Annotated in this window: 24 protein-coding genes; 15 read left to right on the top strand and 9 right to left on the bottom strand. The window is 62.8% G+C overall.

The window, feature by feature from the left end; all coding sequences use genetic code 11:
* Positions 1 to 77 precede the first annotated feature (77 nt).
* Positions 78 to 1,316: an MFS transporter gene (locus tag LAC81_RS17195; protein WP_223725781.1), complete on the top strand. Its 1,239-nt coding sequence runs from the start codon at positions 78 to 80 to the stop codon at positions 1,314 to 1,316.
* Positions 1,317 to 1,354: 38 nt separating this feature from the next.
* Here the strand turns inward: LAC81_RS17195 and LAC81_RS17190 are convergent, their stop codons facing one another.
* Entirely contained in the window at positions 1,355 to 2,440 is a 1,086-nt protein-coding gene (locus LAC81_RS17190) for a TraB/GumN family protein (RefSeq protein ID WP_223725780.1), read from the bottom strand.
* A 99-nt stretch (positions 2,441 to 2,539) separates the two neighbouring features.
* Positions 2,540 to 3,475 (bottom strand): tyrosine recombinase XerC, encoded by a 936-nt coding sequence (locus LAC81_RS17185; RefSeq protein WP_113535251.1) that lies wholly within the window; start codon positions 3,473 to 3,475, stop codon positions 2,540 to 2,542.
* 134 nt (positions 3,476 to 3,609) lie between these two features.
* On the opposite strand from LAC81_RS17185, the gene LAC81_RS17180 reads away from it, so the two are divergent.
* The gene (locus LAC81_RS17180; RefSeq protein WP_223725779.1) at positions 3,610 to 4,533 is read left to right on the top strand and encodes a GNAT family N-acetyltransferase; all 924 of its coding nucleotides are present in this window, start codon (positions 3,610 to 3,612) and stop codon (positions 4,531 to 4,533) included.
* 62 nt (positions 4,534 to 4,595) lie between these two features.
* A complete protein-coding gene (locus LAC81_RS17175) occupies positions 4,596 to 5,729 on the top strand; it encodes an AAA family ATPase (RefSeq protein WP_223725778.1) in 1,134 nt (377 codons plus the stop codon).
* Between the two features lie 53 nt (positions 5,730 to 5,782).
* Here the strand turns inward: LAC81_RS17175 and fsa are convergent, their stop codons facing one another.
* Positions 5,783 to 6,436 carry a fructose-6-phosphate aldolase gene (gene fsa, locus LAC81_RS17170; RefSeq protein WP_043613920.1) on the bottom strand — a complete coding sequence of 218 codons (654 nt, stop codon included), beginning with the start codon at positions 6,434 to 6,436 and terminating at the stop codon, positions 5,783 to 5,785.
* A gap of 179 nt (positions 6,437 to 6,615) precedes the next feature.
* Between fsa and LAC81_RS17165 the strand changes: the two genes are divergently transcribed.
* The 8 genes from LAC81_RS17165 (at position 6,616) to LAC81_RS17130 (ending at position 16,368) form a co-directional block, all read left to right on the top strand.
* Complete coding sequence (locus LAC81_RS17165) at positions 6,616 to 8,832, top strand: primosomal protein N' (RefSeq protein WP_223725777.1); 2,217 nt, start codon at positions 6,616 to 6,618, stop codon at positions 8,830 to 8,832.
* A gap of 140 nt (positions 8,833 to 8,972) precedes the next feature.
* Positions 8,973 to 9,359 carry a DUF4345 domain-containing protein gene (locus LAC81_RS17160; RefSeq protein ID WP_223725776.1) on the top strand — a complete coding sequence of 129 codons (387 nt, stop codon included), beginning with the start codon at positions 8,973 to 8,975 and terminating at the stop codon, positions 9,357 to 9,359.
* Positions 9,360 to 9,621: 262 nt separating this feature from the next.
* The gene (locus tag LAC81_RS17155) at positions 9,622 to 10,182 is read left to right on the top strand and encodes a F0F1 ATP synthase subunit delta (RefSeq protein ID WP_291153236.1); all 561 of its coding nucleotides are present in this window, start codon (positions 9,622 to 9,624) and stop codon (positions 10,180 to 10,182) included.
* Positions 10,182 to 11,711, top strand: a complete 1,530-nt coding sequence (gene atpA, locus LAC81_RS17150; protein ID WP_057255020.1) for a F0F1 ATP synthase subunit alpha — start codon at positions 10,182 to 10,184, stop codon at positions 11,709 to 11,711. The genes LAC81_RS17155 and atpA overlap by 1 nt, the downstream gene beginning before the upstream one ends.
* Before the next feature lie 27 nt (positions 11,712 to 11,738).
* Positions 11,739 to 12,620, top strand: coding sequence for a F0F1 ATP synthase subunit gamma (locus LAC81_RS17145; protein ID WP_223725775.1), 882 nt, complete (start codon positions 11,739 to 11,741; stop codon positions 12,618 to 12,620).
* Positions 12,621 to 12,644: 24 nt separating this feature from the next.
* Complete coding sequence (gene atpD / locus LAC81_RS17140) at positions 12,645 to 14,162, top strand: F0F1 ATP synthase subunit beta (protein WP_113535244.1); 1,518 nt, start codon at positions 12,645 to 12,647, stop codon at positions 14,160 to 14,162.
* 119 nt (positions 14,163 to 14,281) lie between these two features.
* Positions 14,282 to 14,683 (top strand): F0F1 ATP synthase subunit epsilon, encoded by a 402-nt coding sequence (locus LAC81_RS17135; protein WP_223725774.1) that lies wholly within the window; start codon positions 14,282 to 14,284, stop codon positions 14,681 to 14,683.
* Positions 14,684 to 14,940: 257 nt separating this feature from the next.
* The gene (locus LAC81_RS17130) at positions 14,941 to 16,368 is read left to right on the top strand and encodes a mannose-1-phosphate guanylyltransferase/mannose-6-phosphate isomerase (protein ID WP_223725773.1); all 1,428 of its coding nucleotides are present in this window, start codon (positions 14,941 to 14,943) and stop codon (positions 16,366 to 16,368) included.
* Positions 16,369 to 16,490: 122 nt separating this feature from the next.
* On the opposite strand, the gene LAC81_RS17125 is transcribed toward LAC81_RS17130, so the two are convergent.
* Positions 16,491 to 17,594: a saccharopine dehydrogenase family protein gene (locus LAC81_RS17125; protein WP_113535242.1), complete on the bottom strand. Its 1,104-nt coding sequence runs from the start codon at positions 17,592 to 17,594 to the stop codon at positions 16,491 to 16,493.
* 125 nt (positions 17,595 to 17,719) lie between these two features.
* Between LAC81_RS17125 and LAC81_RS17120 the strand changes: the two genes are divergently transcribed.
* Complete coding sequence (locus tag LAC81_RS17120) at positions 17,720 to 18,151, top strand: Lrp/AsnC family transcriptional regulator (RefSeq protein WP_223725772.1); 432 nt, start codon at positions 17,720 to 17,722, stop codon at positions 18,149 to 18,151.
* 36 nt (positions 18,152 to 18,187) lie between these two features.
* Here LAC81_RS17120 and LAC81_RS17115 read toward each other — a convergent pair whose 3' ends face one another.
* Positions 18,188 to 19,078 (bottom strand): DUF6030 family protein, encoded by an 891-nt coding sequence (locus LAC81_RS17115; protein WP_223725771.1) that lies wholly within the window; start codon positions 19,076 to 19,078, stop codon positions 18,188 to 18,190.
* A gap of 275 nt (positions 19,079 to 19,353) precedes the next feature.
* Here LAC81_RS17115 and LAC81_RS17110 point away from each other — a divergent pair, with 275 nt between their 5' ends.
* Positions 19,354 to 20,256 carry an aminoglycoside phosphotransferase family protein gene (locus tag LAC81_RS17110; RefSeq protein ID WP_223725770.1) on the top strand — a complete coding sequence of 301 codons (903 nt, stop codon included), beginning with the start codon at positions 19,354 to 19,356 and terminating at the stop codon, positions 20,254 to 20,256.
* A gap of 331 nt (positions 20,257 to 20,587) precedes the next feature.
* On the top strand, positions 20,588 to 21,337 hold the full coding sequence (locus tag LAC81_RS17105) for a F0F1 ATP synthase subunit A (RefSeq protein WP_223725769.1): 750 nt from the start codon (positions 20,588 to 20,590) through the stop codon (positions 21,335 to 21,337).
* 40 nt (positions 21,338 to 21,377) lie between these two features.
* Here LAC81_RS17105 and LAC81_RS17100 read toward each other — a convergent pair whose 3' ends face one another.
* Genes LAC81_RS17100 through LAC81_RS17085 form a run of 4 tightly spaced genes read right to left on the bottom strand, consistent with a single transcriptional unit; the run spans position 21,378 to position 24,920 of the window.
* Positions 21,378 to 22,229 carry a metal ABC transporter permease gene (locus tag LAC81_RS17100; protein WP_223725768.1) on the bottom strand — a complete coding sequence of 284 codons (852 nt, stop codon included), beginning with the start codon at positions 22,227 to 22,229 and terminating at the stop codon, positions 21,378 to 21,380.
* On the bottom strand, positions 22,226 to 23,086 hold the full coding sequence (locus LAC81_RS17095; RefSeq protein WP_223725767.1) for a metal ABC transporter permease: 861 nt from the start codon (positions 23,084 to 23,086) through the stop codon (positions 22,226 to 22,228). The genes LAC81_RS17100 and LAC81_RS17095 overlap by 4 nt, the downstream gene beginning before the upstream one ends.
* The gene (locus LAC81_RS17090) at positions 23,083 to 24,018 is read right to left on the bottom strand and encodes a manganese/iron ABC transporter ATP-binding protein (protein WP_223725766.1); all 936 of its coding nucleotides are present in this window, start codon (positions 24,016 to 24,018) and stop codon (positions 23,083 to 23,085) included. Before LAC81_RS17090 ends, LAC81_RS17095 begins: the two co-directional genes overlap by 4 nt.
* Positions 24,015 to 24,920 (bottom strand): metal ABC transporter substrate-binding protein, encoded by a 906-nt coding sequence (locus tag LAC81_RS17085; RefSeq protein WP_223725765.1) that lies wholly within the window; start codon positions 24,918 to 24,920, stop codon positions 24,015 to 24,017. The genes LAC81_RS17090 and LAC81_RS17085 overlap by 4 nt, the downstream gene beginning before the upstream one ends.
* 121 nt (positions 24,921 to 25,041) lie before the next feature.
* On the opposite strand from LAC81_RS17085, the gene LAC81_RS17080 reads away from it, so the two are divergent.
* Positions 25,042 to 25,470: a Fur family transcriptional regulator gene (locus tag LAC81_RS17080; RefSeq protein ID WP_034802472.1), complete on the top strand. Its 429-nt coding sequence runs from the start codon at positions 25,042 to 25,044 to the stop codon at positions 25,468 to 25,470.
* Positions 25,471 to 25,480 lie beyond the last annotated feature (10 nt).

Raw genomic sequence — 25,480 nt, 5'->3', positions numbered from 1 at the left:
CGAAGCGTATGTCAATATCACTTGCATGCGTCGCGTATGTCATTGGCGCGACGTGCAGGCGCATTACCGGAGTTTTCATGGCCAATCCCTACCGACAGATTTTCGCCGTCAAAGGCACGCTGGGCTTCACCCTGGCGGGATTGGTGTCGCGCCTGCCGCTGTCGATGATGGGGATCGGCATCATCACCATGCTGGCTCAGTCGCGCGGCAGCTATGGGCTCGCCGGCGGCGTTGCCGCGGCGTTCACGCTTGCCTCGGCACTGCTGGCGCCGCAGGTTTCACGGCTCGTCGATCGGTTCGGCCAGAGCCGCATCCTGCCGCTTGCCACGGTGCTCAGTATTCTCGGCACGTCGGCTCTGCTGGCTTCAACCCATTGGCGGGCCCCGGACTGGACGCTCTTCGTCTTTGCGATCCTCGCGGGATGCACGCCCAGCATGTCGGCGATGACCCGAGCGCGGTGGACCGAACTCTATCGCGGTCGTCCCGCGTTGAAGACAGCCTTTTCGCTCGAATCGGTTTTCGACGAGATCTGCTTTATCGTCGGGCCTCCCATTGCGGTAGGACTGAGTGTCGGGTTGTTTCCCGAGGCCGGACCGCTGGCAGCCGCGGTATTCCTTGCCGTCGGCGTTACCGCCTTCGTGCTGCAGAAAGGAACCGAGCCACCCGTCATACTGGCCGAGACGATGGCGCCGGGTTCGGTTCTTCGTTACCCGGCGCTGCGTGTGCTTATCGTGGCGCTTGCCGGCATGGGCGTGATCGTCGGCACGATCGATGTGGTCAGCGTGGCCTTTGCCGAGGCCGAAGGACGACCGGCCGCTGCGAGCCTCGTGCTTTCGCTTTATGCGCTCGGTTCCTGCATCGCCGGTCTGGCGTTTGGTGCAGTCAGGCTCGGCCTGCCGCTGCCGAAGCTGTTCCTGATCGGCGCGGGCATGACGGCCGCCAGCACGTTGCCGCTTCTGTTCGTCGGCGGGATCGGCAGCCTTGCAACGATGATGTTCGTTTCGGGCGTGTTCTTCGCACCGACGATGATCGTCGCCCTGAGCATTGGGGAAATCGCCGTGCCGCCGTCGAAGCTGACGGAGGGGCTGACCTGGTTGACCACCGGTCTCGGGGTCGGCGTTGCGGCAGGGGCGGCGGTATCAGGGGCGGTGGTCGCGCGCTTCGGTGTGCAAGCCGGCTTCACCATCGCGCTGGCGGCTGGTGCCTTGATCGTTGGCGCTGCGTTTTGGGGTTTTCGCCGCCTGGGCAGGATCGAGGGTGACGGCGCTATGGCGCGTACCTCCGAAGTCGCTTCGCGCACGCCCGTGCAGAATTAAACGTAAATCCGGCCGACATCCTCCACCGGCCGGCGCTGTCAGTTGGCGCGCGTGACCGTGAAGCCCTGGGCGCGCAGCAGTTCGACCAGACCTTCCTTGCCCGGAAGGTGCAGCGCGCCGACGGCCATGAAGGCCGCGCCGTTCTTCAGGATCGGTTCGGCGCGCGTTGCCATCGTCCTGTTGCGGTCGACGATAATGCGCTGCTCGAAATCGGCATAGCCGAAATCGTCGCTCGACGTCGTGTCGACGGCCCTCATCATCGGCATGATCATGCCGGTATCACCGGCAAGGTACAGGTCGGTCATCGTCGCGAAGACGTCGTCGATCGTCTTGCCGAGCGCCAGCGTCTCGATAAGGGCGCGCAGGTGCAGTTCGGTCGGAAGAGAGTCCATCGCCGCGAGCTGTTCGATCAGCGACTCCAGGCCCTTGAGCGCTTTGCCCTGGCTGACCGCATCTTCGGCAATCTTCTTGTCGAGGAAGGAGGCACCCGTCGCCTTGCGGGTGATCTCGCAGGCGGGCAAGGCGACGAAGCTTGCGATCATCCACGGCTTCATGCGCGCCACCAGCGTCAGCGGAATGCCGCGCGCCTTGAGACCCGCTTCAAGCCTTTCACGATCGCCGGGCTTCAGGAAGTCGGCGATCGTCTTGTTGTCCGGGAACATGGTGAGGTCGGGCCGCATCAGGATCGCGGCGGCCGATTTCTTCTCGTCGATGATTTCGTCCGATTCGACGATGACGGTGGACGCTGCCTCGAAGGCGGCCGGCGCCTCGGTCGGAAGCGCCAGCACACGCGGATCGGTGACGTGCATGGTGCCGAGCAGCCAGGAAGGTGCGATGCCGTCCTTCTCGATCTTCCAGAAGATGCCCTTGCCGTTCGGGACGGCTGCGGCTTCGGCTTCGAGTGCTGCGAACCTTGTCGGGTCCGACTTGGCAAGGGCGGTCAGGACATTCGAACCGCCGCATTCGGCTTCCTTCGCATCGGCTTCCGCGACAAAGAAGAGGGTCACGACGAGGCTGGCGGCCAGGACAACGTGCAACAGGGCAATCAGCCAGAGTGTACCGTCCGAGACCCATGCGAGCAGGTTGCGGGGCAGGTTTCGATCAGGTCTCGCAAAGGCGGTCATCATTGTTCCCCGACGGTCGGACGGTCGTTGCAGAACCCTAGGCCCGGGCCGGTCACGGCTTCCTTAAGGGGCATGGTTAATCCATCGTTTCGCCGAAAATCAGGCGCGCGGATGGGCGCGGTCATAGATTTCCAAAAGCCGTGCGGAATCGACGCCGGTATAGACCTGCGTCGTGGACAGGCTGGCATGGCCAAGAAGCTCCTGAATGGTTCTGAGATCGCCGCCGCCGGCAAGCAGATGGGTGGCGAAGGAGTGGCGCAGCGCATGCGGCGTTGCCGTGTCCGGCAGGCCGAGGGCACCGCGCAGCTTCTGCATTTCGCGCTGGATGATCGCGGGCTGCAGCTTGGCGCCGCGGGCGCCGCGAAACAGCGGCTCATCGGCCGCGATCTGGTAGGGGCAGAGCTTGATATAGGTGGCAACGGCTTGGCGCGCCGCTTCGATCAGCGGCACGAGGCGGGTCTTACCGCCCTTGCCGACGATGCGCAGCGACGAGGGCGCGCCGGTAAAATCGCCCGGGGTCAGGCCGAGCGCCTCGGAAATGCGCAGGCCGCATCCGTAAAGCAGGGTCAATACCGCGGCATTGCGGGCGGCGATCCAAGGCTCCTCGGCAAGCTGCGCCTCCGCGGTCACGACGTTGAGCGCATCGCGATCGGTCAGCGGTTTCGGCAGGGATTTCGGTTGCTTCGGCGAGCGCACCGCAGTGGCGCCGGCGGCATTGGCGAGACCGTTGCGCTCGAGGAAGCGGAGGAAGGAGCGCAGGCCGGCGAGCCCGCGGCCGAGCGTGCGAGCGCCGGCGCCTCCCTTGCGGCGCTGGGCGAGGAAGCCACGCAGATCCGCCGGCCGCAGCGTGCGGATATCGGAAAGTCGCGGCGGTCCGGCCAGATGCCCGGTCAGGAACGTCAGGAACTGGCGCGTGTCACGCTCATAGGCCTCGACGGTGTTATCCGAGAGGCGACGTTCCCGCATCAGCCCGTCGAGCCAACGCTGACGCTCGGCGAGGAGTTCCGGATGGCCGATGACGAGGAGCTCGTTCATTGTCATTTTCCAAGATGTTTCATCCGCGACAATGCTCTGATGCGTCTTATGTTTTTGCTAATGCGCCCTTGGAATCTGTCATTCTTCGATCATATAGAATTGCGATGTTCAGCCGGAAAGAATCGGATCGGACTATGGCGGGACGGGATTCGGTGAACGGATTCGCGCATTTTGCTGAAGTAATCGCCCTGGTCTCACAGGGGCAGCCTGGTCACATCGTCGATACCCTGATTGCCGAGCGCGGGCAGCGCATCGTCAAGAGCCCCATGTGGCCGCTGGTGCGACCCTTCCTCTATGCATTGCTGAACTATCGCAAGGCACACGAGTTTGCCGATGCGGTCGCCAACATGCCCGGCTTTCAGGCCTTCGAACATCTGAGTTCGCTTCTGTCGCTGGATGTGCGGGTCGACCGGGCCGAGCGGATTCCGACCAAGGGCGGCTTCCTGCTGGTCAGCAACCACCCGACCGGAATTGCCGACGGGATCGCCGTCTTCGACCTGCTGAAAACACGACGGCCGGACATGATGTTCTTCGCCAATCGCGACGCCATCCGCGTCAATCCGCGTTTCGTCGAAATGGTCATCCCGGTCGAATGGCGCGAAGAGCACAAGAGCAAGCTGAAGGCGCGCGAGACGCTGCAGGTGACCAACCGGGCGATCGGCGAAGGCAAGGCGACGGTGCTCTTTCCGTCCGGGCGCATCGCCTTCTGGGCGGACGGCTGCCTCAACGAGCGGCCATGGAAGACGTCCGCGGTGGGGTTTGCACGCAAGTACGGCCTGCCGATCCTGCCGGTGCATATGAGCGCCCGCAATTCCGGCCTGTTCTACTGGTTCGCCAAGTGGTCGACGGAACTGCGCGACATGACCGTGTTTCATGAGTTGCTCAACAAGAAGGGCGACCACTTCGACTTCCGCATCGGCAACTTGATCCCGCCGGAGGCGCTGGAAGGCGAGCCCGGCGAGGTGACGAAGGCGCTCGAACGGCACACGGTCTTCGATCTGGCCATGGATGCGGACGCATCGTTCCAGCCCCGGTTGCAGGCGGCGGCCGCGCTCTAACGACCGGCCGCGCCATGTCTGCCGGCTTCACGCCGGGCGGCGGATCGGGTAGGTCTTGAGCCATGCAGCTTCAATCCATGTTCGCCGAAAACTACCGTTCGTTGAAGTCGATCCGCATGGATCTGACCGGGGTCAACCTGTTCATCGGCGAGAACGGCGTCGGCAAATCCAACCTCTATCGGGCGCTTCAGCTGGTGCAGTCCGCCACGCGCGGGACCTTGGCGCGCGAGATCGCCGAAGAGGGCGGCATGTCGTCGGCGCTCTGGAGCGGCCGCCGCCGCGCCGACAAGCCGGCGCGCATACGATTGGAAACCGAACTCTTGGACGAGGAGCAGGCGATCACCTTTCGCTACCGCATCGAGGCAGGACTTCGTCCGCCATTGGCTGCCGCCGGCTTTGCCTATGAGCCCCAGGTCAAGGAAGAGGAACTGACGGTCGAAACCGGCAGGCGGCCGGTGACGATGATGAAGCGATCCGGCCCCGGCATTTTCGTGCGCGGCGAGCGCGGGCGGATGGAGGACTATCCGGAAACGGCGCTGACCTCGGAGACGGCGATCTCGCTGCTCGGCGATGCCGGTCACTATCCGGAGGTCGGGACCTTTCGCCGTGCCGTCGATCAATGGCGGTTCTTCCACGGCTTCCGCACGGATCGCGATTCGCCTCTTCGGCTGCCCTGTCTTGCCGTGACGGCGCCGATGCTCGACGAGACTGGCGTCAACATGGCCGCAGTCTTTGCGACGCTCAGGCACACACGGCAGGATACGGTCGACCTCGACCGTGCTATCGCCGATGCCTTCGGTGGTGCCTATCTCGATGTTCCCGAGCCCGGTCAGTTCGCCGAATTCTCGCTGGTCTTTCCGGATTTTCCCAGCCGGCCGTTTTCGCCGCGCGAGCTTTCCGACGGGCAGATGCGGTTCCTGGCGCTGGCGGCGGCGCTGCTATCTTACCGTCGTCCCCGCTTCATCGCGCTGAACGAGCCGGAGACCAGCCTGCATCCGGAGATGCTGCCGGCGCTTGCCGACATGATCGCCAGCGCCTCACGTGAAAGCCAGATCTGGATCGTCACCCATTCGGAACGACTGGCGGAGGAAGTGCGGCAGCGCTCAGGCATCCGTCCGCGCCGGGTGATCCGCAAGGACAGCGCCACCTGGATCGACGGCATGCGGTTGACGGGGTTGATGGACGACGACGAGTAGGCAACAAAAAACCCCGCATCGCTGCGGGGTTTTCTTGTTCATTCCCGAAACAATCAGGCGATCTTCTGGCCGGTCTTGGCCCAGTCGGCCAGGAAGGTTTCGAGGCCCTTGTCAGTCAGCGGGTGCTTGACCAGCGCCTTCAGCGTGGCTGGCGGCGCGGTGACGACGTCGGCGCCGATGAGGGCCGCTTCCTTGACGTGGTTCACGGTGCGGATCGAGGCTGCAAGGATCTCGGTCTCGTAGCCGTAGTTGTCGTAGATGTGGCGGATCTCGCGGATCAGGTCCATGCCGTCGAAGGCGATGTCGTCGAGACGGCCGACGAAGGGCGAGATGAAGGTGGCGCCGGCCTTGGCGGCAAGCAGCGCCTGGTTGGCCGAGAAGCACAGCGTCACATTGGTCTCGTGGCCGTCCGAGGTCAGCGCCTTGCAGGCCTTGAGGCCGTCGAGCGTCAACGGCAGCTTGATGCAGATATTGTCGGCGATCTTCGCGAGAACGGCCGCTTCCTTCATCATCTCGGCGTATTCGGTGGCGGTCACTTCAGCCGAAACCGGGCCGTCGACGATCGAGCAGATTTCCTTGGTGACTTCCGTGATGTCGCGGCCCGACTTCAGGATCAGCGACGGATTTGTGGTGACGCCATCGAGAAGGCCGAGATCGTTCAGCTCGCGGATTTCCTTGACGTCGGCGGTATCAACGAAAAATTTCATGGGGTCACTCCCTTGGGGCACGATTGCCGTTCGGCGCATATCTACCGGGGAGGAATTCCGTTGGCAGAGATCGCGCGCGTTGAAACTCTGGTGGAACCGTGACAAACCCTGCGGCCTGCAAGGCTGCGGTTCGCAGCGCAGTTTTCTTTAACCGAAACACGTGGCAAGGTCACGGCAAAATGACTCGCGATTCAACCGATTTATTCGGCGATTTGCTCGGGCCCGTTTCGGTCCGTCGCGTCGTGCCGGTCCTGGTGCCCATGCCGGCGCCGAAAGCCTATTCCTATGCGGTTCCCGACGGCATGGCGGTTGAGCCGGGCTCGATCGTGCAGGTGCCGCTCGGGCCGCGCCTCGTCGTCGGCGTCGTCTGGGATGGCGACGATGACGGGAGCGTCGATGCCAAGAAACTCAAGACGATCGAGAAGGCTTTCGACTGCCCGCCGCTGACGCGCGACATGCGGACCTTTCTCGATTGGGTTGCCGCCTATACCGTCACGCCGCCTGGGCTGGTTGCGCGGATGGCGCTACGCGCACCGGCGGCCTTCGATCCGGAACCGATGGTGGAAGCCCTGCGGCTGACGGAGATGCGGCCGGAGCGCATGACGGCGGCGCGCGAGCGCGTGATCGCTGCCGCCAGCGACGGTTTTTCCTGGACGCGCTCGGGGCTGGCGCATGCCGCTGGCACCTCGTCGAGTGTGATCGAAGGGCTGACTCAGCAAGGCGTCTTCGAGACCGTCTTCATGGCGCCGCCTCCGGTCGTTGCCTTGCCCGATCCCGATTTTACCGCCCCCAGGCTCGAAGGCCCGCAGAAGGAAGCGGCGGCCGATCTGCTCGCTGCGGTCGAGGAGGGGGGCTTTTCGGTGTCGCTGATCGACGGCATCACCGGTTCGGGCAAGACCGAGGTCTATTTCGAGGCGATTGCCGCGACGCTTCGCGCCGGCAAGCAGGTGCTGATCCTGCTTCCCGAGATCGCGCTGACGTCGAGCTTCCTCGAACGCTTCCAGGATCGCTTCGGCGCGAAGCCCGCCGAGTGGCATTCGGACCTCGCACCGCGTACCCGCGAAAAAGTCTGGCGCCAAGTGACGACAGGCACGGTCCGGGTCGTTGCCGGCGCCCGCTCGGCGCTGTTCCTGCCCTTCGAGGAACTGGGGCTCATCATTGTCGACGAAGAGCACGACCCGGCCTACAAGCAGGAGGACCGCGTCTTCTACAATGCGCGCGACATGGCGGTCGTTCGTGGTCGCATCACCGGCTTTCCCGTCGTGCTCGTCTCGGCGACGCCATCGCTCGAAAGCCGGGTCAATGGCGAGGTCGGACGCTACAAGCCGATCCACCTGCCGACCCGCTTCGGCGATGCGGCGCTGCCGCGGCTCGGCGTGGTCGACATGCGCCAGCATCCACCGGCGCGCGGTGGCTTCCTTTCGCCGGTTCTCATCAACCAGATCGGCAAGGCGGTCGAGCGTGGCGAACAGGCGCTGCTCTTCCTCAATCGGCGTGGCTACGCACCGCTGACGCTTTGCCGCGTCTGCGGCCATCGCTTCCAGTGCCCTGATTGCTCAAGCTGGCTGGTCGAACACCGCTTCCGCGGGCAGATCCAGTGCCACCAGTGCGGCTATTCCGAACGCACGCCGGAAGCCTGCCCGGAATGCGGCACGCTCGATCATCTGGTCGCCTGCGGCCCGGGGGTCGAGCGGATCGCCGAAGAGGTGGAGCGGCATTTCCCCGAGGCGCGTACCATCGTGCTTTCTTCGGACCTGATGGGCGTCAAACGGCTGAGGCTGGAGCTTGAAGCCATCACGCGTGGCGAAGCCGATATCGTCATCGGCACCCAGCTCGTTGCCAAGGGGCATAACTTCCCCCTGATGACGCTGGTCGGCATTGTCGATGCCGACCTCGGTCTGGCGAACGGCGATCCACGGGCGGCGGAGCGGACCTTCCAGCTGCTCTCGCAGGTCACCGGCCGCGCCGGGCGAACCGGCCTCAAGAGCCTTGGGTTGCTGCAGACCTACCAGCCGCAGCATCCGGTGATGCAAGCGATCGTTTCCGGCAATGCCGACGCTTTCTACGACCGCGAGATCGCCGAGCGCGAGAAGGCATTGCTGCCGCCGTTCGGCCGGCTCGCCTCGCTGATCGTCTCGGCCGATAGTCGCCAGGACGCCGAAGGCCATGCGCGAGGCCTGCGCATGGCCGCACCCCGGACCGATGGCATCACCATTCTCGGCCCCGCGGAAGCGCCGCTGGCGCTGATCCGCGGGCGGCACCGCTTCCGCCTGCTGGTGCATGGACGGCGCAACAGCGACATGCAGGCCTTCGTCAAGGCGATGATCGCCGCCGGCCCCAAGGAGCGCGGCTCGATCAGCGTCCAGCTCGACATCGATCCCCAGAGCTTCCTTTAGGCTCAAGTTTCCTGTGATCGTCGCATTGATGAGGCCGCGGGCGATTCACAACCGCTACGACATGCGCTAGAGGTCAGGCACGCTTCGTCTCGGCAACAGGATGGGGCGGCATGATAACGGGCTCATCTGCGGGAACGGACATGGAATTCTACATTCCGACGGAAACCGGCGAATTCCTCGCCTTCTGCGCCGCCGCGGCCGCGGCGCTGATCGGCATCGTCATGCTGTTTGCGCCGCGGCTCGCCTTTCGCGCGGCCGGCATCGGCCTTGCCGAGGGACGGCGCGGCGGCTACGCCGAAGCGCGCTCCACCATGGGCGGCATGCATATCGGGCTGGGACTTGCTGCGATCCTGCTGGCGCAGCCGATGGTCTACCTTGCCATGGGGGCAGCTTTCGCCCTTGCCGCTTTCGGCCGAATTCTCTCGATGATGAGTGACAATGGCGGCACGGTCTACAACTGGCTGGCGCTCTTCGTTCAGGCGGCACTCGCCATCCTTCCGCTCGCCTACGTCTTCGGCATGATCTGATCGCGCGCGGGTCATTCCGCGATTCACAACGCAGGAAACGAATTTACGGCAAAATTCGGCCAAAGGTGGCCGACTTATGCCGCATTCCTGCCGTTCGCGTGTTGCGAGTCCAAACATCCTATGCTAGACGAACCGCGAATTGCGGGGGAAGTGGGTCGCCAGGCCTCGATATCCTGCAAGTTATTGCAGCAAATTCAAGATGTTAAGTTGACGGCCCACCGCCAGCTCGGTTCTTGGATGAAATTGAGAGAAGCTTGTGCCCGTGGCAGACACATCCCAGCTTATTTCCGGTGTTGCAGAAAGATATGCGTCCTCGCTTTTTGAACTTGCGCTCAGCGCCGGTTCCATCGAGGCAGTCGGTGCGGATCTTACCCGCGTCCAGGCCCTGATCGATGGCAGCGACGACCTGAAGCGGCTGATCGCGAGCCCGGTCTTTTCTGCAGACGACCAGTTCAAGGCCATTTCGGCGGTTGCCGAAAAGGCTGGTATCTCCGGGCTCGTCGGCAACTTCCTCAAGGTCGTTGCCCGTAACCGTCGCCTCTTCGCGCTGCCGGGCATGATCAAGGCGTTCCGCCTGATCGCCGCGCGCCATCGTGGCGAAATCTCCGCCGACGTCACGTCGGCCCATGCGCTCACCGCAGCGCAGGAAAACGAATTGAAGGCGACGCTGAAGAGCGTCACCGGCAAAGACGTGGCGGTCAACGTCACCGTCGACCCGTCTATTCTTGGAGGTCTGATCGTCAAGGTCGGGTCCCGCCAGATTGACACTTCCCTTCGCACCAAACTCTCTACCCTTAAGCTTGCACTGAAAGAGGTCGGCTGATGGATATCCGCGCCGCGGAAATTTCCGCAATTCTCAAAGATCAGATCAAAAATTTCGGCCAGGAAGCAGAAGTCTCCGAAGTCGGTCAGGTGCTTTCCGTCGGTGACGGTATTGCCCGCGTCTACGGCCTCGACAATGTCCAGGCAGGCGAGATGGTCGAATTCCCGGGTGGAATTCGCGGCATGGCGCTGAACCTCGAAGCCGACAACGTCGGTGTCGTTATTTTCGGTTCGGACCGTGACATCAAGGAAGGCGACACCGTAAAGCGGACTGGCGCCATCGTGGACGTACCGGTTGGTCCGGAACTGCTCGGCCGCGTCGTTGACGCGCTCGGCAACCCGATCGACGGCAAGGGTCCGATCAACGCCAAGCAGCGCTCGCGCGTTGACGTCAAGGCTCCGGGCATCATTCCGCGCAAGTCGGTGCATGAGCCGATGTCGACCGGCCTCAAGGCCATCGACGCCCTCATCCCGGTTGGCCGTGGCCAGCGCGAGCTCGTCATCGGCGACCGCCAGACCGGCAAGACCGCCATCATCCTCGACACGATCCTCAACCAGAAGGCCATTCACGACAATGGTCCAGAAGGTGACAAGCTGTATTGCGTCTACGTCGCAATCGGCCAGAAGCGTTCGACGGTTGCCCAGTTCGTGAAGGTTCTGGAAGAGCGCGGCGCTCTGCAGTACTCGATCATCGTTGCTGCGACGGCGTCCGATCCGGCTCCGATGCAGTACCTCGCACCGTTCGCCGGTTGCGCGATGGGTGAATACTTCCGTGACAACGGCAAGCATGCCCTGATCGGCTACGACGACCTGTCCAAGCAGGCTGTTTCCTACCGTCAGATGTCGCTCCTGCTGCGCCGCCCGCCGGGCCGCGAAGCTTACCCGGGCGACGTTTTCTACCTGCACTCCCGCCTGCTCGAGCGCGCTGCAAAGCTCTCGGACGACAATGGCGCCGGTTCGCTGACGGCTCTGCCGGTCATCGAAACGCAGGGCAACGACGTTTCGGCGTTCATCCCGACCAACGTGATCTCGATCACCGACGGCCAGATCTTCCTTGAAACCGACCTGTTCTACCAGGGCATCCGTCCGGCCGTTAACGTCGGTCTGTCGGTTTCGCGCGTTGGCTCGGCCGCTCAGATCAAGGCGATGAAGCAGGTTGCCGGCTCGATCAAGGGCGAACTCGCCCAGTATCGCGAAATGGCCGCCTTCGCGCAGTTCGGCTCTGACCTCGATGCCGCTACGCAGCGCCTCCTGAACCGCGGTGCCCGCCTGACCGAACTCCTGAAGCAGCCGCAGTTCTCGCCGCTGAAGACGGAAGAGCAGGTCGCTGTGATCTTCGCTGGCGTCAACGGCTACCTCGACAAGCTTCCGGTCAACCAGGTCGGCAAGTTCGAGCAGGGCCTGCTTTCCTACATGCGTTCGGAAGGCAAGGACATCCTGGAAACCATCCGCAAGGACAAGGCGATCTCCGACGACGTCAAGGGCAAGCTGAAGGCTGCAATCGACAGCTTCGCCAAGTCTTTCGCCTGAGCGGATTTCATTTAGGACGGATAACGGATGCCTTCACTTAAGGATCTGAAGAACCGGATCGCCTCCGTCAAGGCGACGCAGAAGATCACCAAGGCGATGAAAATGGTCGCCGCGGCGAAGCTTCGGCGTGCGCAGGAGGCGGCCGAGGCCGCCCGGCCTTATTCGCAGCGCATGGCTGCCGTTCTCGCCAACATCGCCCAGGCGGTTGGCGCGGACGACGGCGCGCCGCGGCTGATGACGGGAACCGGCAAGGATGACACGCATCTTCTGGTCGTCTGCACGGCTGAACGCGGTCTTTGCGGCGGCTTCAACTCGCAGATCGCCCGTCATGCCCGCGACCACGTTCGCAAGCTGCTCGCAGCCGGCAAGACGGTCAAGATCATCTGCGTCGGCAAGAAGGGCTTCGATATTCTGCGTCGCGAATTCGCGTCGCTGATCATCGATCGTGTCGACCTGCGTGAAGTCAAGAAGATCGGCTTTGAAAACGCTGACCAGATTGGCCACAAGATCATCGCGCTCTTCGAAAAGGGCGAGTTCGATGTCTGCACGCTGTTCTACTCCGAGTTCAAGTCCGTTATCGCCCAGATTCCGACGGCACAGCAGTTGATCCCCGCCTCGGCCGGCCCGGTCGCAGCGGAAGCATCGGATGCTTCGGCCGTCTACGAATATGAGCCGGACGCGGGCGCGATCCTGAGCGACCTCATTCCGCGCAACATTTCGGTGCAGATCTTCCGGGCCCTGCTCGAGAACGTCGCCGGCGAAATGGGTGCGAAGATGAGCGCGATGGATAACGCGACGCGCAATGCTGGTGAGATGATCAACAAGCTGACGCTGAACTACAACCGTCAGCGCCAGGCTCAGATCACCAAGGAACTCATTGAAATCATCTCGGGCGCGGAAGCGCTCTAAGGTTACGAGAAGAGGGTAAGGATTATGGCTAAGGCAGCTACCCCGAAAGAAACCGTAGCGGAAAAGAAGCCCGCTGCACCGAGGAAGGCAGCTTCCGCCAAGACCGCAGCAGTTGCCGCAACCGGCGCTGTCGGTCGCGTAACGCAGGTCATCGGCGCCGTCGTCGACGTCGCGTTTGACGAAGGCCAGCTTCCGCAGATCCTGAACGCACTGGAAACCGACAACAACGGTAACCGCCTCGTTCTCGAAGTTGCACAGCACCTCGGCGAAAACTCCGTTCGCACGATCGCCATGGACTCGACCGAAGGTCTGGTTCGCGGCCAGTCGGTCACCGACACCGGTGCACCGATCACGGTTCCGGTCGGCGACGAAACGCTCGGCCGTATCATGAACGTCATCGGCGAGCCGGTCGACGAAGCGGGTCCGCTCGTCACCTCCGGCAAGCGCGCCATCCACCAGGAAGCGCCGTCCTACGTCGAACAGTCGACGGAAGCGCAGATCCTCGTCACCGGCATCAAGGTCGTCGACCTTCTCGCTCCTTACGCAAAGGGCGGCAAGATCGGCCTCTTCGGCGGTGCAGGCGTCGGCAAGACCGTTCTCATCATGGAACTGATCAACAACGTCGCCAAGGCGCACGGTGGTTACTCGGTATTCGCCGGCGTGGGTGAACGTACCCGCGAAGGCAACGACCTTTACCACGAAATGATCGAGTCCGGCGTTAACAAGCACGGCGGCGGCGCAGGCTCCAAGGCTGCGCTGGTTTACGGCCAGATGAACGAACCGCCGGGCGCACGCGCTCGCGTTGCTCTCACCGGTCTGACGATCGCTGAAGACTTCCGCGACAAGGGCCAGGACGTTCTGTTCTTCGTCGACAACATCTTCCGCTTCACCCAGGCAGGTTCCGAAGTATCGGCTCTGCTCGGCCGTATTCCTTCGGCCGTGGGCTACCAGCCGACGCTGGCGACCGACATGGGTCAGATGCAGGAACGCATCACCACCACGACCAAGGGCTCGATCACCTCGGTTCAGGCCATCTACGTTCCGGCTGACGACTTGACCGACCCGGCACCGGCAACTTCGTTCGCCCACCTGGACGCAACGACCGTTCTGTCGCGCTCGATCGCTGAAAAGGGCATCTACCCGGCCGTTGACCCGCTCGACTCCACGTCGCGCATGCTCGACCCGATGATCGTTGGCGAAGAGCACTACGAAGTGTCGCGTAAGGTTCAGACGACCCTGCAGCGCTACAAGGCTCTCCAGGACATCATCGCCATCCTGGGCATGGACGAACTGTCTGAAGAAGACAAGCTGGCCGTTGCCCGCGCTCGTAAGATCGAACGCTTCCTGTCGCAGCCGTTCTTCGTAGCCGAAGTCTTCACCGGTTCGCCGGGCAAGCTCGTCGCTCTCGAAGACACGATCAAGGGCTTCAAGGGCCTGGTCAACGGCGAGTACGACCATCTGCCGGAAGCTGCCTTCTACATGGTCGGCTCGATCGAAGAAGCGATCGAAAAGGCCAAGAAGCTGGCTGCAGAAGCCGCTTGATAGCACTGTTAAGCCTCGGCGCGACCGCGCGCCGAGGCTTTCATCCTGCCTTCCGCGAAAGGCAGGGAAGACATGCACAGCCGCCTTCGGGTGGCGCGCCCACGAAGAAGTGAATGGTCATGGCCGATTTCAACTTTGAGCTTGTTTCCCCCGAGCGCCTGCTCGTTTCCGAAAAGGCGACCGAAGTCGTCATCCCGGCGACCGAGGGCGAGATGACCGTGATGGCCAATCACGCTCCGACGATGACGACGGTCAAGCCCGGCGTGGTCACGGTGAAGACGGCCGACGGCAAGATCGAGCGCTTTGCAGTGTTCGGCGGGTTTGCCGATATCCTGCCGACCGGCTGCACGCTGCTTGCCGCGTCCGCCGTTCATGTCGACGAACTGGACCGCTCGATCCTCGAAAACCGCATCGATTCGGTTCGTGCCGAGCTGGATGGCGCCGGCGACGAGAAGAAGACCCGCCTGGAGCAGTTCATTGCCGAACTGACTAAGCTTGGCGAAGTCGTGATCCCTGCCTGAAAGGGACACCCGGAAGGGTGACGCGAATGAGAAAGCCCCGCCTTCGAGCGGGGTTTTTTGTTGGCGGCAAGATTCTTGCGGCACTTGGGATCAGGATCCTGCAACGGGATACGAGCGGGATGCCGCGTCCGCTTTTCGTCATACTGCCTAACCTTCACTGCGGCGAACAGCTTGCCCGGAACGGCGCTTTAGCTATTCTTCACGAGAAGCCCTTTAGTGTTCTCCGAAGAATCAACTCAAAGACAAGAGGCGCCGGCATGACGTCGAAGATTGTTCCGGTGATCATGGCAGGCGGACGGGGTACACGCCTCTGGCCGCTTTCCCGCGCCGCCGCGCCGAAGCAATTCCTGCAGATCCTTTCAGATCGTTCGTTGTTTCAGCAAACGCTGGAGCGCGTTCGCGATGCCAGCCAGTTCGAGCCGGCCATCATCGTCACAAACAGCGACTTTCGCTTCATCGTCGCCGAGCAGGCCCGGGCGATCGACGTTCACCTCGGTGACATCCTGCTGGAGCCGGTTGCGCGCAATACTGCTCCTGCGCTTGCTGCCGCGGCCTTCCAGATTCTCGCCCGCTTCGGCAAGAACGCCGTCATGCAGGTGCTTGCTTCGGATCACGAGATCGATGCCGGCGATGTCTACAGCGATTGTATCCTCAGGGCGCATCAGGCTGCCCGTCACGGAGAACTGGTGACCTTCGGCATCACGCCGACCGAACCCGCCACCGGCTATGGCTACATCGAGCGTGGCGAGGAATTGACGGCGGGCACGAACCGCGTGGCCCGTTTCGTCGAGAAGCCCGACCGCGCCAAGGCCGAAACGATGCTTGAAACCGGACGCTATCTCTGGAACTCCGGCATGTTCATGCTGCCGGTAAAACCTTTCCTCGACGAGATGAAGCGTCACGCGCCACAGGTCTGGGAAGCCACGAGGCTCGCACTCGACAGGGCGCAGAAGGATCTCGACTTCACGCGGCTGGATGCAGCGAGCTTTGCCGCTGCACCCGACATCTCGGTGGATTATGCGGTCTTTGAAAAGACCGAGCGGGCAGCCGTGGTGCCGTCGTCCTTCCTCTGGTCGGATCTTGGCAGCTGGGACGCTGTCTGGAAGACGGGAGAGAAGGACGCCGACGGCAACGTCGTCACCGACAAGGCGACGGTGTCGAACACGCGCAACTCACTCGTCCTGTCGCGCGACATCCACCTGGCGGTTCAGGGGCTCGATGATGTTGCCGTCATTGCAGGTGAGGATGCCGTCTATGTCGGCCGGCTGGCCGATAGCCAGAGCGTCGGTGCTATCGTCAAGACGCTGGCGAAATCGCCGCAGACGACGGCCCTGACGGAGATCCACCCGACGTCCTATCGCCCCTGGGGGGCGGTTGCCGCCATTTCGGACGGAGAGCGCTTCGCGGTCAAACGGCTGCGCGTGAACCCCGGCAAGAAGATTTCGCTGCAGAAGCATCATCATCGGGCAGAGCATTGGATCGTGGTACGCGGCACAGCGGAGATCACGATGTCCGGGGAAACCCGAATGCTGCACGAGAACGAGTCGGTCTACATTCCGCCGGGAATCGTTCACCGGCTTCATAACCCCGGCAAGATCCCGCTGGAACTGATCGAAGTGCGGACCGGCTCCTATCTCGGCGAAGACGATATCATCCGCATAGAGGACGAATTCGGACGGAGCTAAGGCTATGCTGACAGCCAAGCACCTGACGGAAAGAAAAAAGCCCGGGCCAAGACCCGGGCTTTGCTTAGGTGAGAACGGGATGTCTGTCCCGCTCCAAATTCCGGCACGTTTCAGCTGACGGATCAGCCGGCGACGCGCGCGGTTTCGCCCTTCTGAGCGTAGTAATGGCCGAAGCGGTTTGCGAGGAAGGTGTCGAGGCCGATGTCTTCCTGGCGGACGAAGCCCTTCGAGGCGATCTTGCCGTCGGCGAGCAGGTCAAGCACGGCGCAGATGCTGCCTGCCGTGGTGATCTGGATACCGCTCTGCATGCGGCCGGCAACGACGCCGCTATAGACCTTGTTGGCGTAGGTTTCCTGGATCAGGCGACCGTCGCGGAAGCCCGAAACCGTCACGAAGATGACGACGACGTCCTGGGTGGTGGTCGGCAGGGCGTTCTCGAAGATGTCCTTGAGGACTTCGCGGCGATGACGCAGGCCGAGGTCGTTGAGCAGCGCCTTCATGATGGCGGCGTGGCCCGGATAACGGATGGTCTTGTAGTTGAGCGTCCGAACCTTGCCCTTCAGCGATTCGCAGAGAGTGCCGAGGCCGCCGGAAGTGTTGAAGGCTTCGTAGGTGACGCCGTCGAGCGAGAATTCTTCGCGCTCTTCCATGGCCGGCACTTCGATGAGGTTGCTTTCAACGATCGCTTCGCAGGGCTCGATGTATTCGTTGATGACGCCGTCGGTGCTCCAGGTCAGGTTATAGTTCAGAGCGTTCGACGGGTACTGCGGCAGGGCGCCGACGCGCATGCGCACGCTTTCCAGCGTCTCAAAGCGGCTGGCGAGATCGTTGGCGACGATCGAGATGAAGCCCGGTGCGAGGCCGCACTGCGGAATGAAGGCGGTGTTTGCCTTGGCGGCGATCGCCTTGACCTGGCGGGTGGATTCTACGTCTTCGGTGAGGTCGAGATAGTGGATGCCGGCTTCTGCAGCAGCTTCGGCGATTGCGACCGTCAGGTGGAACGGAGCGGCGCTGAGCACGGCGAATTTGCCGGAGAGAAGGGCGACGAGCGCCTTCTTGTCACCGATGTCGACGGTTGCCGTCGTGATCGCGGCATGCTTCTCGATCTGCTCCAGCTGCTCGGCGCTGCGGTCGGCGACGCAGACGCTGTAGTCGCCGGTGTGGGCGAGCATGCGAGCGATGGTGGAGCCGATTTTGCCTGCTCCGATGACGACGATATTCTTCATTCTTTCCCCCGGGGTATGAGAACTGTATCTGTCGCTATTGTCCACTTGGGGACTGTTGATTTGAAGCGCCAAAATGAATAAATCGACTAGTGATATTCGGCAGATTGCCTAAACGGACGGACGATATGCAAATCGCCGACAAGGATCGGGAGCTCCTGGCCATCCTCAGCGAAAACGCCCGGATGCCGACCGCAACGATTGCCCGGCGGCTTGGCCTGTCGCGCACGACCGTGCAGGCGCGAATAGAACGGCTGGAGCGGGAGGGGATCATCGCCGGCTATGGCGTGCGGCTGTCGGAGAGCTACGAGAAGGGGCTGGTCAAGGCGCATGTGCTGATCACCATCGCGCCGCGGGCGCTCTCTCGCGTGACCCCGGAGCTGAGCGCCATCCGCGAAATTCAGACGTTGCATTCGGTCAGCGGGAGCTTCGATCTCATCGCCGTGGTCGCGGCGACATCGATCAGCGAACTCGATCTGCTGATCGACCGCATCGGCGAGATCGACGGCGTCGACCGGACGCTGTCGTCCATCATCCTTTCGACTCGGATCGATCGGTAGGCGTCCGCCTCACTTTGTCGGCGCACGACGAGATCGTCATGGCACCGTGGCGGGTTCCTTCCCATCCGGCACTTTTGCCGGCACGTTCCAGTCCGTCGGGCCCTTGATAAAGCTGCGCAGTTCGGCATCGCCATAGGCGAGCCATTTGCTCCGGTCGAAATAGAGTTCGGCAATGCTTTTCGGTCGCGCCCGCGGCGGCTGATTGGCAAGAAAGTTGAAGCGCGTCGTCGCTTCGTCGGATTCGCGCTTGAACTGGATGCGACTGCCGAAGCGCTTGAGGTCAAATTCCTTCAGTGCCTGGATCTGCAGAGTGACGCTTGCAGCATCGGCCCAGCGCACGTGGTCGAGGAACACGGACGCCGCCCGCGCTGCGGCCGTGGTTACGGCCTGGCGGTCCTCCGGTCGTTCGATGTTGAGCTTGACGCGGAACGAAGAGATTTCCTCCTCGCCGCTGCCCTTGACGAAGATGAAGATCGATGAGGGCTTGCCCTCGCCCGGGCGCGGGAAGGAGACAAGCGACGAACATTCCCATTGGGCACGCTCACCGGCACCCGCTTTCCATTCGAGCTCACGGAAGCCGGCGTCACGCAACTCGTCGCAGAGCGCCTTTGGGTCGCTGCGGATGACGCGCAGGAACTGCTGCTCCGGCGTCCGCAGATCCTGGAAGGTCCAGACGGGCAGTGCGATGCGCGGTTGTTCACGCTTCGCGGGCTTGTCGCCTATCGGTTCGGGGGGCTTGCTCTTGTCAAGGAGGGTCGTCGGCAGGCCCAGCGCCAGGAGCACTTTCCTGAGGTTGCGCTGTTCGTTGGCGAGCAGGGCCGTCGCGAGAATGGCGGTAACGATCAGGATGAGGGCGATGAGAAAGAACCGAAGTCCCGTTCGCCCAGCACGTTTTGGAGCCGGTATCTTGCCACGGGTCGCGCTCATGCTGCCCCGCCTGCCCGACGGGGCGCGACGAGGCGCGGGACCTCCAGCAAAAGGTGATCGGTCGGCCGGGCTTCCATGGTCTCGGTTATCAACGGGTCTGGACCCTCTTCATCCCCGAAATCCGCTGCGGCGGCAATATGCAACCGCCGATATCGGCGAGTGGCTGTTGCATCCCGGCACAACGCGCCGCTGAAGGAGAGTTTCGGTGAACCAGGAAGTTGAAATCCAGGAGCAATCACATAGTTTCGGGGCCAACACAGCAGATGGGACATACCATGGCAGAAAATCCGGCCGAACTCGTGATCGATGCGTCGCTGGTACGGCGGCTGATCGCGACACAGCTTCCGCAGTGGTCAGATCTTGAGGTGCGCCCGATCGAGCCCGGCGGCTGGGACAACAGGACGTTCATGCTCGGCGAAGAGATGACCGTGCGCCTGCCGAGCGCCGAACACTACGTGCTGCAGGTGGAGAAGGAGCACCGCTGGCTGCCGCGGTTGGCGCCGCAATTGCCGTTGCCCATACCGGTGCCTCTGGCCAGGGGTGTGCCGGGCGAAGGGTTTCCGCGGCCCTGGTCGGTCTATCGCTGGCTTCGGGGCGAGACATTGACGGTGGAGCGGGTTGCAGATCTTCGCGAGGGGGCAAAGGATCTCACGCGGTTTCTGCGTGCGTTGCGGCAGGCGGATGCCGCCGGCGGACCCTTGCCCGGCGACCACAATTTCCACCGCGGCGGTCCGCCGGCCTTCTATCATGAGCAGACGCGCCAGGCGCTCACGCTGCTCGACGGGCAGGTCGATACGGCGGCGGCAGGCGAGGTGTGGGACGCAGCACTCGCCCAACCGTTTGAGGGCGCGCCAGTCTGGTTTCACGGTGACATCGCCTGGGGCAATCTTCTGGTCGAGAATGGCCGTTTAAGTGCCGTCATCGATTTTGGCACTTCTGGCGTCGGCGACCCCGCCTGCGACCTCGCGATCGCCTGGACGTTCTTCCATGGCGAAAGCCGTGAAGTCTTCCGCGATGGCATGGCGCTCGATCGCGGCGCCTGGGCCCGCGGCCGTGGCTGGACGCTCTGGAAGGCGCTGATCGTGCTGGCCGGCATGACCGGGGCGGCCGACAATGAGAAGGCGAAGCAAGCTGCGGTGATCGAAGACGTGCTCGCCGATCATCGCCGTTTCGGCTAGCCTGCGTCCGCATGGGCCGGCAAGCGTCGACTTGACCCGACTGCAAATTGCCTCTAGGTCAGGCGCACGCGGGACGACCCGCGTCGGTGCTGCGCATGGGGACGGCCCCAGTATCTCGATCGAGATACTTGGAGTCTATCGCATCATGCAGTCCCAAAGCGCGGGACACGTCCGCGCGAGCTTTCCTTTCCCGAAAAAGCCTGATCAATCCATTGCAAGCGCGCGCTTCGTGGAACGATCTCGGCCGCCGATCGCTTATCCCACACATTGACGCGTCGGCGGTCACCGTCGCGTGCCGCCGAAGTTTCGTCACCAACGCACGAGGTTGATGATGGCTGGACCCATCGAACAATTTGAGATCAATTCGCTCCTTCCGATCGCCGAGGTCGGCGGCCACCAGATCAGCTTTACCAACTCGGCCGCCTATATGGTGCTGACGATTGCGGTCGCCAGTCTCTTCCTGATCCTGTCGACGCGGAGACGGGGCCTTGTGCCGAACCGGGCGCAGTCGGCGGCCGAGATCCTCTATGAATTTGCGGCAAAGACGCTGCGCGACAATGCAGGCGAGAAGGGCATGCGCTTCTTTCCGCTGGTCTTTTCGCTGTTCATGTTCATCCTTACCGCCAACCTGATCGGCATGTTCCCCTATGCCTTCACGGTGACGAGCCACATCGCCGTGACCTTCGCCCTGGCGATGCTCGTGTTCCTGACGGTTACGCTCTATGGCATCTACCGGCACGGCCTCGGCTTTCTGCGGCTGTTCATGCCGTCGGGCGTGCCGCTGATCCTGGCGCCGATCATCATCCCGATCGAGGTGGTCTCCTACCTCTCGCGTCCCGTAAGCCACTCGGTGCGTCTGTTTGCGGTCATGCTGGCCGGCCACATCACGCTCAAGGTATTCGCCGGCTTCGTGGTGGGCCTTAGTGGCTTCGGGGCGCTGGGGATCCTGGCGGCGATCATGCCGTTGCTGATGACGGTGGCGCTGACGGGGCTGGAACTGCTGATGGCACTGATCCAGGCTTACATCTTCACCATGCTGACCTGCATGTATCTCAACGACGCGCTCCATCCGAGCCACTGAGAACAGGTCAAGAGGCTCCCCGCGAGGGGAGCCTCTTTTTTCATTCGGCCGCCACGCGCCGGGCTTCGTTGCGATAGGTCCGCCAGGACGACCAGGCGAAGGCGATGAGGAACATCGCGGTCATCAAGAGCACGATGGTCGGCGCCGGTGCGCTGTCGATGAAGAAGGAGAGATAGACGCCACAGAAGGAGGCCGTCATGGCGATCAGCACGGCCACGATGAGCATTGCGCCCATGGTGCGGGTGATCAGGAACGCGATGGCGCCAGGCGCGATCAGCATGGCGATGGCAAGGATCAGCCCCACTGCCTTGAGCGCGCCGACGATCGTCAACGACAGGATTGCCAGCAGGCCATAGTGCAGCCAGTTGACCGGCAGGCCGACGGCCTTGGCCTGGGCGGGATCGAAGGCGTGCAGCAGGAAATCGCGCCATTTGACGGCGAGAATGCCGGTGGCGACCAACGCGATCACGCCGGTCTCGACGATGTCGGGCCAGCCGATGCCGAGCATGTCGCCGAAGAGGATATGGTCGAGGTGCACGTCGCTCTGGATCTTGGTGTAGAGCACGAGGCCGAAACCGAACATGCCGGAGAAGACCACGCCCATGACCGTGTCCTGCTTGATGCGGCTGTTCTCCTTGAGATAGCCCGTCAGGAGCGCACAGGACATGCCGGCGGCAAAGGCGCCGACGGCCAGCGGCAGGCCGACGATGTAGGAGATGACGACGCCGGGGAAGACGGCGTGCGAGATCGCGTCGCCCATCAGCGACCAGCCCTTCAGCACCAGGAAGCACGAGAGCATCGCGGTCGGGATCGCCACCAGCACCGAGATCAAAAGCGCGTTGCGCATGAACTCGAATTCGAAGACGGCAAGCATCATGTCGAGCGAGATCATCGGCTAATCTCCGCCGGTTCGGCGCCGCGCCGGCGGGCGGCGAGAAGCCCGTGTTTCGGGGCGAAGACGAAGGCCGTCAGGAAGATCAGCGTCTGCAGCACGATGATGATGCCGCCGGTAGCGCCATCGAGGAAATAGCTGAAATAGGCGCCGAAGAAGCTCGTCAGCGCGCCGATGGTAACGCTGATCAGGATCAGCCGCGGGAAGCGGTCCGTCAGCAGATAGGCGGTGGCGCCCGGTGTCACCACCATGGCGATGACGAGGAAGGCGCCGACGGTCTGCAGCGCTGCGACCGTACAGGCCGAAAGCAGCGTGAAGAACAGCACCTTGAGGAAGGTGGTGGGAATGCCGATCGAGCGCGCATGGCTCTCGTCGAAGAAGGTCACCATCAGGTCCTTCCACTTGGCCGTCAGGATGACCAGCGAGACGATGCCGATGATGGCAAGCTGCAGCGTGTCGGCGGGTGTGATCGCCAGGATATTGCCGAGCACGATGGTCTGGATGTTCACCGACGTCGGCGACAGCGAGACCATGAAGAGCCCGAGGCCGAAGAAGGAGGTGAAGATCAGACCGATGATTGTATCTTCCTTGAGCCTGGTGCGCTGGTTGAGAAACAGCATGGCGCCGGCGGCAAGAGCGCCGGAGAAGAAGGCGCCGAGCGAAAACGGCAGGCCGAGCATATAGGCGCCGGCGACACCTGGGACGATCGAGTGCGAGAGTGCGTCACCGATCAGCGACCAGCCCTTCAGCATCAGGTAGGAGGAGAGGAAGGCACAGACGGCGCCGACCAGTGCGCTCACCCACATGGCATTGAGCATATAGCCATAGGTGAAGGGTTCGGTGAGCGTGGCGATCATTTGCCCTTCGTCTCCGAAGTCGTTTCGGGCTTCGCCGGCTGCGCCACCATGCGGTCCTTGTCGCCATACATGACCAGCGGACGCTCGTCGTCGGTGATGACGGCGAGCTGCCGCGGGTCGGCGTCATCGTGCAGGTTTTCGCCGCCGAGCACGAAGTGCCGGAGCACGCCGCCGAAGGCGAGCTCCAGGTTTTCGCGGGTAAAGGTGGTTTCGGTCGGGCCGTAGGCGAGGACCGTGTTTTTCAGGAGCACGGTGCGGTCGCAGAACTCCGGAACGCTGCCGAGATTATGGGTCGAGACCAGCATGACCCGGCCTTCGTCGCGAAGCCCGATCAACAGGCGAATGATCGCGTCCTCGGTCTTGACGTCGACGCCGGTGAAGGGCTCGTCGAGCAGGATGACCTTGCCGTCCTGGGCAAGGGCGCGTGCGAGGAAGACGCGCTTTTTCTGGCCGCCCGAGAGCTCGCCGATCTGGCGCTTGCGGTAGTCGCTCATGCCGACGCGGACGAGGGCTGCTTCGACCGCTTCGTGATCTGCTCTTTTGGGGATGCGCAGCATGTTCATGTGGCCGTAGCGGCCCATCATGACAACGTCCTCGACCAGGACGGGGAAGTTCCAGTCGACCTCTTCGGCCTGCGGCACATAGGCGACGAGGTTTTTCTTGAGGGCTTCCGGTACCGAGAGGCCGAGGATCGAAATTTCGCCGCGCGACAGGCGGGCAAAGCCCATGATCGCCTTGAAGAGCGTCGACTTGCCGCTGCCGTTGACGCCGACGAGCGCCGTAATGGTGCCCGTCGGAATTTCGAAGGTCGCGTCGCGCAGGGCGCGCAGCCCGTTGCGATAGGTGACGGTTGCTCCGGTCACACGGATGCCGGTGCCTTGCTCGCCGGATGCCGCTGTCTGGCCGGGGCGGGCTTTGACCTGGAGGTTCATTGCGAAAGGCCCTTGGCGATGGTTTCGGATGTCACTCGCAGCAGATCGATATAGGTCGGAACCGGTCCGTCCGCTTCGCTCAGGGAATCAACGTAGAGCACGCCGCCGTATTTTGCACCGGTCTCGCGCGCTACCTGCTCAGCCGGGTCCGGCGAGATCGTGCTTTCGGAGAAGACCACCGGGATGTGGTTGGCCCGCACGGCGTCGATCACCTTGCGCACCTGCTGCGGGGTACCCTGCTGGTCGGCATTGATCGGCCAGAGGTAGAGTTCCTTCATGCCGAAATCGCGGATCAGGTAGCTGAAGGCGCCTTCGCTCGAGACCAGCCAGCGCTTGTCCTCGGGGATCTTGGCGATCTCGGCGCGGATCGGCGCGATGGCGGCCTCGATCTTCTGTTTGTAGGCCTCCGCATTGGCCTTGTAGGCCTCGGCATTGGCGGGATCGTACTTCACGAAGGCATCGCGAATGTTGTCGACATAAATCAACGCGGCCGATGGCGACATCCAGGCATGCGGATTGGGCTTGCCGCTGTAGGGGCCTTCGGCGATGCCCATCGGCTCGATGCCTGTCGAGACGACAACACCCGGCACATCATCGAAGTTCTGGAAGAATTTCTCGAACCAGCGCTCCAGGTTCAGGCCGTTCCACAGGATCAGCTTTGCATCGTGCGCCTTCAGGATATCGCGCGGGGTCGGCTGGTAGTTGTGGATCTCGGCGCCCGGCTTGGTGATCGATTCGACGATTGCGGCGTCACCCGCGACGTTCTTGGCCATGTCGGCAATGACCGTGAAGGTCGTCACTGCCTTGAACTTCTCCTGCGCCCAGCCGGCGCCGGGAACGAGCGCGATGGTTGCCAGGGCAGCTGCCGCTGCCAGCATCGCGCGCTTCGTCTGATCGATCATTCGCTACTCCCAGATGTTGACATCAACAGGAGTAGGGGAATGATTTGCATAAGTCAATGCAAATGAGAAGCATTCGCAACTGGCTATTTTCAAAGGCTGTGCCCTTGGCTAGTGTACGACCATGAAACAGAACAAGAATCGTGTCGAAGAACTGGAAGGCGTTTTGAGGGATGGCGGCGTGCGCGTGACGCGCCAGCGTGCCGCAATCCTGAAGATCCTCGCCACCGCCGAAGACCATCCGGATGCAAACGAATTGCATCGCCGGGCGAAGGAAATCGACGCCACCGTCTCGCTATCGACGGTCTACCGGACGTTGTCAGCGCTTGAGCAACAGGGCGTGGTGCAGCGCCACGCCTTTGAGAGCGCGACCGCTCGTTTCGAGACCGCGGACGCGCCGCATCATGACCACCTGATCGATATCGACACCGGTGCTGTGATCGAGTTCCGCTCCGACAAGATCGAGCAGCTGCAGGCGGAGATTGCTGCAGAACTCGGCTATGATCTGGTGCGCCACCGTCTTGAGCTCTATTGCCGCAAGCGCAAGGACTGAGCCGGGTCCG

Source organism: Ensifer adhaerens (assembly GCF_020035535.1).
Taxonomy (GTDB): Bacteria; Pseudomonadota; Alphaproteobacteria; order Rhizobiales; family Rhizobiaceae; genus Ensifer.
The sequence above is the reverse complement of the archived record's forward strand: the minus strand, read 5'-3'. Positions and strand labels throughout refer to the sequence as shown.